The sequence below is a fragment of the Micromonospora sp. NPDC052213 genome, from assembly GCF_040679695.1.
In the GTDB taxonomy this organism is placed as follows: Bacteria; Actinomycetota; Actinomycetes; order Mycobacteriales; family Micromonosporaceae; genus Micromonospora.
This window is the reverse complement of sequence record NZ_JBFAVI010000063.1, coordinates 1-13,881: the sequence shown is the minus strand read 5'-3', so window position 1 is coordinate 13,881 and position 13,881 is coordinate 1. Positions and strand designations below refer to the sequence as shown.

Genomic DNA, 13,881 nt, shown 5'->3' with positions numbered 1-13,881 from the left:
TTCCCGGGGCATCCGCGTCTTCCGCCGGTCGCTCCCGTGATCGTCCGCCCGGGACCCGCCGGGCGGGGAAGCACCGGGCGGGGCGAGGCCGCTCACAGCGGATAGGCTGAGCGGCGGCCGAGCAGACGAGTGCGAGAAGGAGCCATCCGTGCGCCCAGGTGGACAGCCGAACATGCAGCAGATGCTGAAGCAGGCGCAGAAGATGCAGCAGCAGATCGCCAAGGCCCAGGCCGAGCTCGCCGAGGCCGAGCTGACCGGCACCGCCGGGGGCGGCCTGGTGACCGCGACCGTCGCCGGCACCGGGGAGCTCAAGGCGATCAAGATCGACCCCAAGGCGGTCGACCCGGAGGATGTGGAGACCCTGGAGGACCTGGTCGTCGCGGCGATGCACAACGCCGCCGAGGCGGCCCGGGAACTGACCGAGAAGAAGATGGGCCCGGTCACCGGCGGCATGGGCGGCCTCGGCCTGCCCGGTTTCTGAGCGGCAGATGTACGAGGGTGCCATCCAGGACCTGATCGACGAGCTGGGGCGGCTGCCGGGCGTCGGCCCGAAGAGCGCGCAGCGGATCGCCTTCCACGTCCTGTCGGCCGACCCGGCCGACGTCAACCGGCTGGCCGGCGCGCTGCGCAAGGTCAAGGAGCTGGTGCGGTTCTGCACCAGCTGCTACAACGTGGCCGAGTCCGACCAGTGCCGGATCTGCCGCGACCCGCGCCGCACCGACGAGGTGCTCTGCGTGGTCGAGGAGCCGAAGGACGTGGTCGCGATCGAGCGGACCGGTGAGTTCCGGGGCCGCTACCACGTGCTCGGCGGGGCGATCAACCCGCTGGAGGGGATCGGGCCCGACAACCTGCGCATCCGTGAGCTGATGACCCGCCTGGGCGGGGGCGCGGTGCGGGAGCTGATCCTGGCCACGGACCCGAACACCGAGGGCGAGGCCACCGCCACCTACCTGGCGTTGATGGTCAAGCCGATGGGCATCGCGGTGACCCGGCTGGCGAGCGGCCTGCCGGTCGGCGGCGACCTGGAGTACGCCGACGAGATCACCCTCGGCCGGGCCTTCGAGGGGCGCCGCGCCGTCTGATCCGCCGATCGTGGCCGGCACCGGATCTCGGTGCCGGCCACTGTCGTACGCGCTCGCGCATCCACTGTGGGGTCTGACATGTGGACGATGCGCGTGTCGATACATGTAACAAATTTGCATCGGTCAACCCGGACATCTCGCCCCTTTGATAGCGGTCCGGCGCTGCGTCCAGCGCGGGGTGCCCCGGTTAAGACACGATCCGGTACCAACCAGTTCGACGAAGGTTTCCCGGCGGTCCGAACGAGGGCTATGGTCACGGCCATCGGTGACCCCTGTCACCACGTTGTCCGTACCCCCAAGGAGAAGCACCATGCGTGCATCCAGGCCGAAGGTCGCTATCGCGGCCGTCGCGGTCGCGGCCCTCGCGGTAGCAGGCTGCGCCGAGAGCGACCGCGGTGACAGTTCCGGCGGTAGCAAGAAGGACACCCTCGTCTTCGGCGTAGCCGGGGACCCGAAGGTGCTCGACCCGAGCTTCGCCAGCGACGGTGAGTCGCTGCGCGTCGCACGCAGCATCTTCGAGACGCTGGTCACGCCGGAGGAGGGGGGCACGAAGATCACCCCCGGTCTGGCCGAGTCCTGGACTCCGGACGCCGCCGGCACGACGTGGACGTTCAAGCTGCGTTCCGGCGTGAAGTTCCACGACGGCACCGACTTCAACGCCGAGGCGGTCTGCAAGAACTTCGACCGCTGGTACAACGCCAAGGGCCTCATGCAGAGCCCGGACGTGACGGCGTACTGGCAGGACGTCATGGGCGGCTTCGCCAAGAACGAGGACGCGGAGCTGCCGCCGAGTCTCTTCAAGTCCTGCACCGCCAAGGACGCCACCACCGTGGACCTGGCCTTCACCCGGGTCTCCAGCAAGATCCCGGCCGCGCTGATGCTGCCGTCGTTCTCCATCCACAGCCCGACCGCGCTGGAGAAGTACGACGCCAGCAACGTGGGCGGCACCGCCGAGGACATCAAGTACCCGGCCTACGCGATGGAGCACCCGACCGGCACCGGCCCGTTCAAGTTCAAGTCCTGGGACGTCGCCAACAAGACGCTCACCATCGAGCGCAACGACGACTACGCCGGCACCAAGGCCAAGCTGAAGACCATCATCTTCAAGACCATCTCGGACGAGAACGCCCGCAAGCAGGCGCTGCGCTCCGGCGACATCCAGGGCTACGACCTGGTCGGCCCGGCCGACGTCGAGCCGCTGAAGGGCGAGGGCTTCAACGTCCTGACCCGCCCGGCGTTCAACGTGCTCTACCTGGCCATCAACCAGAAGGGCAACCCGAAGCTCGCCGACATCAAGGTCCGGCAGGCCATCGCGCACGCCCTGAACCGGCAGGCGCTGGTCGACTCGAAGCTGCCCCCGGGCGCCAAGGTCGCCGAGAACTTCATGCCGGACACGGTCGAGGGCTGGAACGGCGACGTCGTCAAGTACGACTACAACCCGGAGAAGGCCAAGCAGCTGCTGGCCGAGGCCGGCGCGACGAACCTGACCCTGAAGTTCCACTACCCGACCGAGGTCACCCGGCCGTACATGCCGAACCCGAAGGACATCTTCGAGCTGCTCTCGGCGGACCTCAAGGCGGTCGGCATCAAGGTCGAGGCCATCCCGCTGAAGTGGAGCCCGGACTACCTCAACGCCACCACGTCCGGCAGCAAGCACGACATCCACTTCCTCGGCTGGACCGGTGACTACGGCGACGCCTACAACTTCATCGGCACCTTCTTCGACCGGCCGAAGGACGAGTGGGGCTTCACCAACAAGGCCCTGTTCGACCAGTTCAAGGACGCCGACACCACCGCCGACCAGGCGGCCCGGGTGGAGAAGTACAAGGCCCTCAACAAGGCCATCATGGAGTTCCTGCCCGGTGTCCCGGTGTCGCACTCGCCGCCGGCGATCGTGTTCGGCAAGGACGTGACCGGGGTCAAGGCCAGCCCGCTCACCGACGAGCGGCTTGAAACGGCCGAGTTCAAGTCCTGACCTGACGCAAGGCACGCGGGCGGGCGCTGTTTCGACAGCGTCCGCCCGCGACCCTCCGCACCCCTTTCGAGGCCACCGTGTTCCGGTTCATCGTCAGACGCCTGCTCCAGCTGATACCCACGCTGTTCGGGCTCTCCCTCCTGCTCTTCATCTGGCTCCGCCGACTGCCCGGCGGTCCCGAGACCGCCATCCTCGGCGAGCGCGGCACGCCCGAGATGCGTGCCGCGATCCGGCGCAACATGGGCCTCGACGAGCCGATCCTGGTGCAGTACGGCCGGTTCGTGCGGCGGCTGCTCCGCCTCGACCTCGGCACCTCGACCTCCACCAAGCGCGCGGTCACCACGGAGTTCCTGGAGCGCTTCCCGGGCACCGTCGAGCTGACCGTCATGGCGCTGGTGATCGCGATCGGGCTCGGCATCCCGCTCGGCTACCTGGCCGCCCGCCGTCGCGGCCGGATGCTCGACCACCTCTCGGTCGGCGGCTCGCTGATCGGCATCTGCATCCCCGTCTTCTTCCTGGCCTACGTGCTCAAGGCGATCTTCTCGGAGAACCTCGGCTGGTTCCCGTCCAGCGGCCGGCAGGACCCGACGCTCGGCGCCACCCGGATCACCAACTTCTTCGTCCTCGACGGACTGATGACGCGGGAGTGGGACGCCGCCGCCGACGCGATCTGGCACCTCGTGCTGCCGGGCGTCGCGCTGGCCAGCATCCCGCTCGCGATCATCGTCCGGATCACCCGGGCCAGCGTGCTGGAGGTGCTCAACGAGGACTTCGTCCGCACCGCCGAGGCGAAGGGCCTCACCGAGCCGACCGTCCGCCGCCGGCACGTGCTGCGCAACGCGATGCTGCCGGTGGTCACCTCGATCGGCCTGCTCACCGGCGGCCTGCTCTCCGGCGCGGTGCTGACCGAGACCGTCTTCGCCTTCAGCGGCATCGGGGCGTTCATCTACGACGCCATCGGCCAGCGGGACTACCCGGTGCTGATGGGCTTCATCATGATCATCGCGGTGGTGTACGTGCTGGTGAACCTCCTGGTCGACCTCTCCTACAGCCTGATCGACCCGAGGGTGAGGGTCCGATGACGATCACCACCGGCAAGAAGAAGGAAAAGATCGACCGGCTCTCCGAGCTGGCCGCCCGGGACGACGAGCGTGGCGTCAGCCTCTGGCAGGAGGCGTTCCGCCGGTTGCGGCGCAACCCCGCGGCGATCATCGGCGCGGTCATCCTGGTGCTCTTCGTCCTGGTCGCGGTCGTCGGGCCGTTCTTCGTCCCGTACGGGCCGACCGACGCGATCGGCATCCGCGAGGGCGTGGTCAAGTCGGGCCAGGGCCTCATCCCCGGCTCCTCCGGCGACCACTGGTTCGGCTACGACCACCAGGGCCGCGACGTGTTCAGTCGGATGATCGTCGGCGCCCGGCAGACCCTGCTCGTCGGCGTGGTCTCCACGCTGATCGGTCTGGCGGTCGGCGCCCTGATCGGTGGGGTCGCCGGCGCGGCGGCCGGGCTGGGCGGCCGGTGGGGCCGGGCCGTCGACACCGCGCTCATGCGGGTCATCGACATGATGCTGGCGCTGCCCAGCCTCCTGCTGGCGGTGAGCATCGCCGCCCTGCTCGGGGCGAGCCTGACCACCGTGATGATCGCGGTCGGCGTGGTCTCCGTGCCGGTCTTCGCCCGGCTGCTGCGCGGCTCGATGATCTCCCAGGCCAACAGCGACTACGTGCTGGCGGCCACCTCGCTGGGCGTGAAGAAGTCGAAGATCGCGATCACCCACGTGGTGCCCAACTCGCTCGCCCCGGTGATCGTGCAGGCCACACTGACCCTGGCCACCGCGATCATCGAGGCCGCCGCGCTCTCCTTCCTCGGCCTCGGCAACCCCGACACGGCCGTGCCGGAGTGGGGCGTGATGCTCGCCGACGCGCAGCCGTACCTGGGCATCCGGCCGGGGCTGGCGATCTACCCGGCGGTCGCGATCATCATCACCGCGCTCGGCTTCACCCTGCTCGGTGAGGCGATGCGCGAGGCCCTCGACCCGAAGCTGCGGAAGTAGGTCTCCATGTGTGAAGCGCGAGGAGTGAGCTTGCGAGCCCCGCAGTCGCGGACGGTAGGTCGGCTGGGTGAAGAGTTGCGAGCCCCGCAGTCTCGGACGGAGGGTCGGTAATGGCACTGCTCGAAGTGGACGACCTCTCCGTCACCTTCGCCCGGCGCGGTCAGCGCACCGTGCACGCCGTGGACGGTGTCTCGTTCTCCGTCGACGCCGGCGAGGTGGTCGGCCTGGTCGGTGAGTCCGGCTGTGGCAAGAGCGTGACCTCGCTGGCGATCATGGGCCTGCTGCCCAAGCAGCCGGGCCTGCGCGTCGGCGGCAAGGCGGTCTTCGACGGCACCGACCTGCTCCAGCTCGACGACCGGTCCCGGCGGGACATCCGCGGCCGGGACGTCGCGATGATCTTCCAGGACCCGCTGTCCTCCCTGAACCCGGTCATCCCGATCGGGTTGCAGGTGACCGAGGTGCTCGCGCGGCACCGGGGGATGAAGGGCGCGGCGGCCGAGAAGGAGGCGGCGACGCTGCTGGACCGGGTCGGCATCCCCGACCCGAAGCGGCGGTTGAAGGAGTACCCGCACCAGCTCTCCGGCGGCATGCGGCAGCGCGCCCTCATCGCGATGGCGGTGGCCTGCAAGCCCCGGCTGCTGATCGCCGACGAGCCGACCACGGCGCTGGACGTCACCATCCAGGCGCAGATCCTGGAGTTGCTCAAGGAGTTGGTCCGCGACTCCGGCACCGCGCTCGTCATGATCACGCACGACCTGGGCGTGGTGGCCGGCATGTGCGACACCATCAACGTGCTCTACGCCGGCAGGGTGGTGGAGACGGCCCGCCGTCGTCCGCTGTTCCGCGAGCCCCGGCACCCGTACACCGTGGGGTTGCTCGGCTCGGTGCCCCGCCTGGACGCCGGGCGCGGGGAGCGACTGAACCCGATCCCCGGCTCGGTCCGCGACGTGTTGCCCTGGCCGGACGGCTGCGCCTTCGCGCCGCGCTGCTCCCGGCGGGTCGACGAGTGCGTGGGGGAGCCGCCCGCGCTGGTGCACGCCCACGACGGGCGCAGCTACCGCTGCGTCAACCCGGCGCCGCTGCCCGGCACCGTGCCCCCGCGGGCCGCCGCCGCTCCGGCGGCGGAGGCGACCGCGGGCCCGGTGCCCGCCCCGCGCGAGGAGGAGAAGCCGTGACCGAGAGCGACATCCTCGTCGAGGTCCGCGACCTGAAGGTGCACTTCCCGATCCGGCGGGGGGTGATCCTCGACCGGACGGTCGGGCACGTGAAGGCGGTCGACGGGGTCGACCTGCGCATCGCGCGCGGCCGGACGTACGGCCTGGTGGGCGAGTCCGGGTGCGGCAAGTCGACGCTCGGCCGGGCGCTGCTCCAGCTCACCCCGCCCACCGGCGGCGAGGTCGCCTTCGACGGCGTCGAGCTGACGAAGCTGCCGGCGGGCAAGCTGCGGTCGATGCGCCGCCGGATGCAGATGATCTTCCAGGACCCGATGTCGAGCCTGGACCCCCGGCAGAACGTCGAGTCGATCCTCACCGAGGGGTTGCAGACCCACGGCATCGGCGGCAACCGCGACGAGCGGCGGCGGATCATCAGCGAGACGCTGGACAAGGTCGGCCTGCCCCGCTGGGCGCTCTCCCGCTACCCGCACGAGTTCTCGGGCGGCCAGCGGCAGCGCATCGGCATCGCCCGGGCGCTGGTGCTCGGGCCCGACCTGATCGTCGCCGACGAGCCGGTGTCCGCGCTCGACGTGTCGATCCAGGCCCAGGTGGTGAACCTGCTCGACGAGCTCCAGGACAGCCTCGGCCTGACCTACCTGGTGATCGCGCACGACCTCGCCGTGGTGCGGCACATCTCCGACACGGTCGGCGTGATGTACCTCGGCGCGCTGGTCGAGGAGGCGCCGAGCGACCGGCTCTACACGGAACCGCTGCACCCCTACACCCGGGCACTGATGTCGGCGGTGCCGGTGCCGGACCCCGACGTGGAGGACCGGCGGGAGCGCATCCTGCTCGCCGGCGACCTGCCCTCGCCCGCCAACCCGCCGGCGGGCTGCCGGTTCCACACCCGCTGCCCGTGGGCGCAGCCGACCCGCTGCGCCGACGAGCGGCCGGTGCTGCGGGAGATCGACGGGAGCCGGGTCGCCTGCCACTTCGCGGAGCGGATCGCCAGCGGCGAGCTGCGCCCGCACAAGGTCAGCGTGCAGATCACCCGCCCGATGGGCGAGGGCGAGGAGCCCCACACCGTCTCGGCCCCCAGCGAGCCCGGCTCGTACGTCTGACCCGCGGCGCGGACGCGGTCCCGCCGGGGGGCCGCGTCCGGCCGTGGTCAGCCCTCGGGGCGGTGCAGCAGGGCGACGGCGATGCCGTGCACCGCGTCCAACCCGGCCGGATCAGCCAGCGCGACCCTGCCGCCGGTGACCGTGTACCACTCGTCGGCGTCCTTGTACCGCACCGACAGCGTGACCTGGCCGTCGGCGTAGCCGGTGCGCAGGGTCAGCTCGCCGGTGACCACGCCGACCTCGTCGGTCATCACCCCGCCGGGGCCGGGCACGAGGTCGGCGGTGCGTTCCTGGGCGGCGGCCGACGCGCCGCCGGCGTCGGCGGCCATGCCCGCCCCCGGCACCGCGGTCTGCGTGGCGGCTCTCCCGTCCGCCGTCATGCCGGCCGTGGTCGGCCCCGCCGGCGCGCTGCCGACAGCCGCCGCCGCGTCCTCCCCGCCGGAGTCCGGCATCTGCTCGGGAGCGGGGGTCGCCCCGGCCCCGGTCACGGCTTGTTCGCCCATGTGCAGCCCTCCAACATGTCGGTCAGGGCGGCCTTCTCGGCGGTGGTCACCGTGAGCCGCCAGTGGTGCTTGACCGCCACCCAGTTCTCGGCGTACTGGCACCAGAACGACCGGTTCGCCGGTTTCCACTGGGACGGGTCCTGATCACCCTTTGCCCGGTTGGAGTTCTTGGAAACCGCGATGAGCTGCGGTCGGTCCATGTCGTTGGCGAAGTCGCCGCGCTTGGCGTCGTCCCACTCGTCGGCGCCGGAGCGCCACGCGTTCGCCAGCGGCACCATGTGGTCGATGTCCACGTCCGACGGATCGGTCAGGGCGCGGTCGTCGTACACGCTCTCCCACCGGCCGCCGACCACGTTGCAGCCGGAGAGCCTGATGTCCTCCCCGTCGCGCTTCAGCACGCTGTCCCGCACGTCGCAGTTCTTGCCGGTGTCCCGCCAGTGCGGGAAACGCTCCCGGCTGTAGCCCTTCATCGACCCCGCGCCGGCGACGCTGAGCTGGGCCAGCTTCTGCGCGGCGTTTCCGCCGCTGCTGCTCGGCGGGGCCTCCGGCTCGTCGACGGCGACGCAGCCGGCCGCGCCGAGCGCCAGCGCCGCGGCCAGCGCGGCCGTCACCGCGACGCGCGGTCCTGATCTGGTACGCACAGACGACACCTCTCCAGCTTGCGGGCTCCCGGCGATCCCGCACAGTACCCGGGCATGGTTTCGGCGTTTCGTGGCGTCTCTCATATGGTGCGGGGAAGATTGGACGCCATGACCGACTCCGCGCCCGCGCTCCGGCTGGGCACCGCCCACGGTCGGGGCACCCTGCTCGCCGCCGTCCTCGCCTCCGGCATGGTCTTCCTGGACAGCACGGTGGTCAATGTGGCGCTGCCCCGGCTCGGCGCGGAACTCGAGGCCACCGTCGCCGGTCTCCAGTGGACGGTCAACGGATACCTGCTGATGCTCGCCGCCTTCGTCCTGCTCGGCGGCGCGCTCGGCGACCGCTTCGGGCGGCGGCGGGTCTTCCTGCTCGGGGTGGTCTGGTTCACCGCCGCCTCGCTGCTCTGCGGCCTGGCCCAGGGCACGGAGTGGCTGATCGCGGCCCGTTTCCTCCAGGGCGCCGGCGGCGCGCTGCTGACCCCGGGCTCGCTGTCGGTGCTCCAGGCCAGCTTCCACCCCGACGACCGGGGTCGGGCGATCGGCGCCTGGTCGGGACTGTCCGGCGTCTCCACCGCGCTCGGCCCGTTCATCGGCGGCTGGCTGATCGACGCGCTCTCCTGGCGGTGGATCTTCTTCCTCAACCTGCCGCTGGCCGTGCTGGTGGTGCTCGCCGCGCTGCGCTGGGTGCCGGAGAGCCGGGACGAGGCCACCTCCCGCACCCGGGCGGCCGGCCGGCGCCGCCGCTTCGACGTGGCCGGCGCGCTGCTCGGCGCGCTCGCCCTGGCCGGCGTCACGTACGCGCTGATCGACGCCCCGGCGCGCGGCTTCGACTCGGCGCCGGTGCTGGTCGCGGCGCTGCTCGGGGTGGCCGGCGCGGTGGCCTTCGTGCTCGTCGAGCGGCGCCGGGGCGACACCGCGATGTTGCCCACCGGGCTGTTCAGCAGCCAGCTCTTCTCCGTGCTGAACGTCTTCACCGTGCTGGTCTACGCGGCGCTCGGCGGCTTCACCTTCTTCCTCGCCGTCTACCTGCAGAACGTGGTCGGCTGGTCGGCGCTGCTCACCGGGGTCGCGTTGCTGCCGATGACGGTGCTGCTGCTGGTCGGCTCGGCGCGGGCGGGCGCGCTGTCGGCGCGGATCGGTCCCCGGCTGCCGCTGACCGTCGGGCCGGTGGTCGCCGCCGCCGGGCTGGTGCTGCTGCGGGGCGTCGACCCGGACGCGTCGTACTGGCGGGACGTGCTGCCCGGGGTGGTGCTCTTCGGGGTCGGGCTGACCCTGGTGGTGGCGCCGCTGACCGCGTCGGTGCTGGCGGCGGTCGACGACCGGTTCGCCGGCGTGGCGAGCGGCTTCAACAACGCGGCGTCCCGGGCCGGCGGCCTGCTCGCGGTGGCGGCGCTACCGCTGCTGGTCGGGCTCTCCGGCACCGGCTACGAGCAGGCGGGCGAGCTGACCGGGGCCTACCGGGACGCGATGCTCTGGTGCGCCGGCCTGCTGCTGGCCGGCGCGGCGTTGGCCGCCCTGCTCATCCACCGCCCGCGCCGCCGAGAGCCCCGCGGAAGCGGTACGGTCGCCGCGTGACGGATCAGGACAAGGCGTCGCCCCGCCTGCGCTACCGCCTGCTCACCGGGCCGGACGACGCCGACTTCTGCCGGCGCGTCAGCGAGGCGCTCGCCGACGGGTACCGGCTGCACGGCTCGCCCGCGATGACCTTCGACGGTGAGCGGGTCGTGGTCGCCCAGGCGGTGGTGCTCGCGGACGGCTGGGCGGCCGACATCACCCCCGTCTGATCACGGCGGCGCCGACGGCGCGACCCGCCGGGCGTACGACGCCTGCGGCGGCTCGGGCGTGTGGCGACGTGCGGAAGGGCCCCCTGCGATCGCCAGGCGTTCGGCAGGGGACCCTTCCTCGCGCGTCAGGCGCGGGCGCGGTTGACGGCGCTCGTCACGGCCTTGATCGAGGCGGTGACGATGTTGGCGTCGGTGCCTACGCCCCAGACCGTACGACCGTCGACCTCGCACTCCACGTACGCGGCGGCCTGCGCGTCCCCGCCGGAGGAGAGCGCGTGCTCGTGGTAGTCGAGCACCCGCACCGCCACGCCCACCGACTGGAGCGCGTTGACGTACGCGTCGATCGGGCCGTTGCCGACCGCGGTCAGCGAGTGGGCCTCGCCGTCCAGGCCGACGCGGGCCTCGATCTCGACCTTGCCCTCGGGGGTCCCGATGGCGTAGCCGTCCAGGGTGAGCGCCGGGTCGGCCTGGTGGTCGAGCAGGTAGTGCCCCGCGAAGATCTCCCACATGGTGCCCGGGTCGACCTCGCCGCCGTCGTGGTCCGTGACCTGCTGGACCACGCCGGAGAACTCGATCTGGAGCCGGCGCGGCAGGTCGAGCTGGTGCTCGCTCTTCATGATGTACGCGACGCCGCCCTTGCCGGACTGCGAGTTGACCCGGATGACCGCCTCGTAGGTGCGGCCCAGGTCCTTCGGGTCGATCGGCAGGTAGGGCACCGCCCAGGTGAAGTTGTCGACGGGCACCCCGGCCGCCGCCGCGTCCGCCGTCAGGGCGTCGAAGCCCTTCTTGATCGCGTCCTGGTGGGAGCCGGAGAAGGCGGTGTAGACCAGGTCGCCCGCGTACGGGTGGCGCTCGTGCACCGGGAGCTGGTTGCAGTACTCGACGGCCCGCTTCACCTCGTCGATGCGCGAGAAGTCGATCATCGGGTCGATGCCCTGGGAGAACAGGTTCAGGCCCAGCGTCACCAGGTCGACGTTGCCGGTGCGCTCGCCGTTGCCGAACAGGCAGCCCTCGACCCGGTCCGCGCCGGCCAGCAGGCCCAGCTCGGCGGCGGCCACACCGGTGCCCCGGTCGTTGTGCGGGTGCAGGCTCAGCACCAGGCTGTCCCGCCGGGGCAGGTGCCGGTGCATCCACTCGATCGAGTCGGCGTAGACGTTCGGCATCGCCATCTCGACGGTGGCGGGCAGGTTGACGATCAGCTTCCGGTCCGGCGTCGGGTCGACCACCTCGATGACCTTGGCACAGACCTCCAGCGCGTACTCCAGCTCCGTGCCGGTGTACGACTCCGGCGAGTACTCGTAGTGGATGTCGGTGTCCGGGGTGTGGATCTCCGCGTACTTCTGGCAGAGCCGCGCGCCCTGGGTGGCGATGTCCGCGATGCCGTCGCGGTCCAGCCCGAAGACCACCCGGCGCTGGAGCGTGGAGGTCGAGTTGTAGAAGTGCACGATCGCGCGCCGCGCGCCGCGCAGCGACTCGAAGGTGCGGTCGATCAGGTGCTCCCGGCACTGGGTGAGCACCTGGATCGTGACGTCGGAGGGGATCAGGTCCTGCTCGATCAGCTGCCGGACGAAGTCGTAGTCGGTCTGGCTGGCCGAGGGGAAACCGACCTCGATCTCCTTGTAGCCCATCTGCACCAGGAGCTGGAACATCCGCCGCTTGCGCTCCGGCGACATCGGGTCGATGAGCGCCTGGTTGCCGTCGCGCAGGTCCACCGCGCACCAGCGCGGCGCGGTCTCGACGTGCCGGGTCGGCCAGGTGCGGTCCGGCAGGTCGATGCGGAACTGCTGCTGGTAGGGCTGGTAGCGGTGGTACGGCATCCCGCTGGGGCGCTGCCGGGCGATCGGATCGGTTTCCGCGTCGGTGACGGGTTGAGCCATGACGAAGTGCTCCCCTTGAACATGTGGCGTCAGCAATCGGAAGGTGTCGGCCAGGTGCCGGGGCGACGGTGCCCGGGCGGTGCCGATGGGAAGTTCGGATGTGCTGGACGGCGCGGTTCGACTCCGCGACGAGGTGCCGGCCTTCAGGCCTCGTCGCGGCGATTAAGGAGGAGGTACGCCCGCCACATGACCAGGTAACCCTACGTGGTGGGGCGAGTCGCGGGAAGGACGGTCCGGACTATGAGACGCACTTCGCATCCCCGCTGGTCAGCACGATCTGGGCCAGGGGGAGGCGGCGGCGCAGGCCGGTCTCCGACCCGAGCAGGTCGGCGGGCAGGCTGAGCGGGTCGCCGAGCTGCCCGACGGCCACCACCACGTGCGGCCGTACGCCGTCCGGCAGGTCGAGGTCGGCGGCCAGGCCGGCGCGGTCCAGGCCGCGCAGTTGACGCACGTGCAGGCCGAGCGCCGTGGCCTGCACGGTGAGGTGGGCGATGGCCTGACCCAGGTCGTAGAGGTGCCCGGCGGCCCCGGTCAGGTGGGTGCCCAGCAGCAGGGCGGAGGCGCGCTGGGCCCACCGCTGGTCCGGCTCCGGCAGGTTCACCAGGATCCGCTTGAACGTCTCGTCGTCGCGGTGCCCGAGGACGAACCGCCACGGCTGGACGTTGCCGGCCGAGGGCGCCCAGCGGGCCGCCTCGATCAGCGCCGTCGCGTGGTCGGCGGCCAGTTCCGCCGTCGGGTCGAAGGACCGGGGGCTCCAGCGGAACGCGAGCAGCGGGGTGAGGTCGACCATGCGACGAGTGTCCCGTACAGGCGGTTCGGCAACTAGGGGCGGTATGTCCGAATGTGGCGGAAAGCACCCGTAACGTGCGGCTGGGTCAGAGCGTTCCCGCGCTCGGGCTGTCGGTCGGCTCCGGCGCCGCCGTACCGAGCGGCTCGCCGTCCACCACCGGACCGGCGAGCTGCACGGTCGCCGGGGCCGGCCCGGGCGGCCCGGCCAGGGTGAGCGTGCCGAACGCCGTGCGCACCCCGGTGGGCGTGCCGTCGGGGCCGTAGCAGTAGATGCCCACGTCCAGCGGGGCGTTGATCGAGGCCGAGGTGGTCTCCACCGAGTAGCACGTGCCCGACGCCCCGGGCAGGGGCTGGGCGGGTGACACGGCGAGCGGGGCGCGCCGGTCGGTCAGCACGTCCAGCCAGTCGGTGAACGGGTGCTGCACCCGGGGGTCCAGCCGGCGGGGCACCGCGTCGTCCGGGTCGCCGAGGCGTACGCAGCTCGCCGGCTCGGGCCGGGCGGCGGACGGCAGGGCGCACTGGAACAGCCCGTCGGCGGTGGCGGCGAGCGAGATGTCCGCGGTGCCGCCGAGCGCACCGCCCGGGACGTCGACCCGCCAGGTGCCGTCGTTCGCGCTGGTCACCATGATCGTGCGGTCCGGGGCGTCCGGGCTGCGCAGCGTGTAGCCGGCGACCAGATGCCGGTCCTGCGCCGCCGCGGCCAGCGCGGCCAGCGCGTCGCGCGCCGCGTCCATCCCCACCGGGACGGGCGTCGACGTGGCGGGCGGTGGCGTGACCGGCTCGTCGGCGGCGCAGGCGACGAGGAGCGCCGGCAGGGCGAGCGCGAGCGGGCCGGCGAGGCGTCGGGCCGGCCGCGCCGCCGTGCGGAGGCCGGCGACGGGGGCGCGGACCTCCTCGGCGGCGGCCTTCCC

At 71.8% G+C, this 13,881-nt stretch carries 14 protein-coding genes; 9 read left to right on the top strand and 5 right to left on the bottom strand.

Translation table 11 applies throughout. The features are described from left to right. Positions 1-172: 172 nt before the first annotated feature. From AB0L34_RS17275 to AB0L34_RS17245, 7 genes are all read left to right on the top strand, one after another. Positions 173-481 carry a YbaB/EbfC family nucleoid-associated protein gene (locus AB0L34_RS17275; protein ID WP_218106165.1) on the top strand — a complete coding sequence of 103 codons (309 nt, stop codon included), beginning with the start codon at positions 173-175 and terminating at the stop codon, positions 479-481. A gap of 7 nt (positions 482-488) precedes the next feature. Beyond that, a complete protein-coding gene (gene recR / locus AB0L34_RS17270) occupies positions 489-1,082 on the top strand; it encodes a recombination mediator RecR (protein ID WP_350683348.1) in 594 nt (197 codons plus the stop codon). Between the two features lie 310 nt (positions 1,083-1,392). Next, entirely contained in the window at positions 1,393-3,057 is a 1,665-nt protein-coding gene (locus tag AB0L34_RS17265) for an ABC transporter substrate-binding protein (protein WP_363705426.1), read from the top strand. 77 nt (positions 3,058-3,134) lie between these two features. After that, the gene (locus tag AB0L34_RS17260; protein ID WP_350709556.1) at positions 3,135-4,139 is read left to right on the top strand and encodes an ABC transporter permease; all 1,005 of its coding nucleotides are present in this window, start codon (positions 3,135-3,137) and stop codon (positions 4,137-4,139) included. Then, complete coding sequence (locus tag AB0L34_RS17255) at positions 4,136-5,104, top strand: ABC transporter permease (protein WP_363705425.1); 969 nt, start codon at positions 4,136-4,138, stop codon at positions 5,102-5,104. The genes AB0L34_RS17260 and AB0L34_RS17255 overlap by 4 nt, the downstream gene beginning before the upstream one ends. Positions 5,105-5,214: 110 nt before the next feature. Further along, positions 5,215-6,279, top strand: coding sequence for an ABC transporter ATP-binding protein (locus AB0L34_RS17250; protein ID WP_363705424.1), 1,065 nt, complete (start codon positions 5,215-5,217; stop codon positions 6,277-6,279). Beyond that, positions 6,276-7,379: an oligopeptide/dipeptide ABC transporter ATP-binding protein gene (locus AB0L34_RS17245; protein ID WP_363705423.1), complete on the top strand. Its 1,104-nt coding sequence runs from the start codon at positions 6,276-6,278 to the stop codon at positions 7,377-7,379. The genes AB0L34_RS17250 and AB0L34_RS17245 overlap by 4 nt, the downstream gene beginning before the upstream one ends. A gap of 47 nt (positions 7,380-7,426) precedes the next feature. Here the strand turns inward: AB0L34_RS17245 and AB0L34_RS17240 are convergent, their stop codons facing one another. After that, positions 7,427-7,882 (bottom strand): hypothetical protein, encoded by a 456-nt coding sequence (locus AB0L34_RS17240; protein ID WP_363705422.1) that lies wholly within the window; start codon positions 7,880-7,882, stop codon positions 7,427-7,429. Continuing rightward, positions 7,864-8,523: an HNH endonuclease family protein gene (locus AB0L34_RS17235; protein ID WP_363705421.1), complete on the bottom strand. Its 660-nt coding sequence runs from the start codon at positions 8,521-8,523 to the stop codon at positions 7,864-7,866. The genes AB0L34_RS17240 and AB0L34_RS17235 overlap by 19 nt, the downstream gene beginning before the upstream one ends. 108 nt (positions 8,524-8,631) lie before the next feature. Between AB0L34_RS17235 and AB0L34_RS17230 the strand changes: the two genes are divergently transcribed. Together AB0L34_RS17230 and AB0L34_RS17225 are read left to right on the top strand one after the other, a co-directional pair. Continuing rightward, positions 8,632-10,095 (top strand): MFS transporter, encoded by a 1,464-nt coding sequence (locus tag AB0L34_RS17230; RefSeq protein WP_363705420.1) that lies wholly within the window; start codon positions 8,632-8,634, stop codon positions 10,093-10,095. Further along, positions 10,092-10,304 carry a DUF1737 domain-containing protein gene (locus AB0L34_RS17225; RefSeq protein WP_357456368.1) on the top strand — a complete coding sequence of 71 codons (213 nt, stop codon included), beginning with the start codon at positions 10,092-10,094 and terminating at the stop codon, positions 10,302-10,304. The genes AB0L34_RS17230 and AB0L34_RS17225 overlap by 4 nt, the downstream gene beginning before the upstream one ends. Before the next feature lie 125 nt (positions 10,305-10,429). Here AB0L34_RS17225 and leuA read toward each other — a convergent pair whose 3' ends face one another. The 3 genes from leuA to AB0L34_RS17210 all read right to left on the bottom strand — a co-directional run bounded on the left by leuA (position 10,430) and on the right by AB0L34_RS17210 (position 13,785). Next, entirely contained in the window at positions 10,430-12,181 is a 1,752-nt protein-coding gene (leuA, locus tag AB0L34_RS17220; RefSeq protein WP_357456374.1) for a 2-isopropylmalate synthase, read from the bottom strand. Positions 12,182-12,419: 238 nt separating this feature from the next. Next, positions 12,420-12,971: a nitroreductase family protein gene (locus AB0L34_RS17215; protein WP_363705419.1), complete on the bottom strand. Its 552-nt coding sequence runs from the start codon at positions 12,969-12,971 to the stop codon at positions 12,420-12,422. A gap of 85 nt (positions 12,972-13,056) precedes the next feature. After that, positions 13,057-13,785, bottom strand: coding sequence for a hypothetical protein (locus AB0L34_RS17210; RefSeq protein ID WP_363705441.1), 729 nt, complete (start codon positions 13,783-13,785; stop codon positions 13,057-13,059). Between the last annotated feature and the right edge of the window lie 96 nt (positions 13,786-13,881).

What these genes read in the sequence shown, in the direction of transcription:
- AB0L34_RS17215 (WP_363705419.1), bottom strand. Translation starts at nt 12,971, where the DNA reads ATGGTCGACCTCACCCCGCTGCTCGCGTTCCGCTGGAGCCCCCGGTCC.
- leuA (WP_357456374.1), bottom strand. Translation starts at nt 12,181, where the DNA reads ATGGCTCAACCCGTCACCGACGCGGAAACCGATCCGATCGCCCGGCAG.
- AB0L34_RS17275 (WP_218106165.1), top strand. Translation starts at nt 173, where the DNA reads ATGCAGCAGATGCTGAAGCAGGCGCAGAAGATGCAGCAGCAGATCGCC.
- AB0L34_RS17265 (WP_363705426.1), top strand. Translation starts at nt 1,393, where the DNA reads ATGCGTGCATCCAGGCCGAAGGTCGCTATCGCGGCCGTCGCGGTCGCG.
- recR (WP_350683348.1), top strand. Translation starts at nt 489, where the DNA reads ATGTACGAGGGTGCCATCCAGGACCTGATCGACGAGCTGGGGCGGCTG.
- AB0L34_RS17255 (WP_363705425.1), top strand. Translation starts at nt 4,136, where the DNA reads ATGACGATCACCACCGGCAAGAAGAAGGAAAAGATCGACCGGCTCTCC.
- AB0L34_RS17240 (WP_363705422.1), bottom strand. Translation starts at nt 7,882, where the DNA reads ATGGGCGAACAAGCCGTGACCGGGGCCGGGGCGACCCCCGCTCCCGAG.
- AB0L34_RS17250 (WP_363705424.1), top strand. Translation starts at nt 5,215, where the DNA reads ATGGCACTGCTCGAAGTGGACGACCTCTCCGTCACCTTCGCCCGGCGC.
- AB0L34_RS17230 (WP_363705420.1), top strand. Translation starts at nt 8,632, where the DNA reads ATGACCGACTCCGCGCCCGCGCTCCGGCTGGGCACCGCCCACGGTCGG.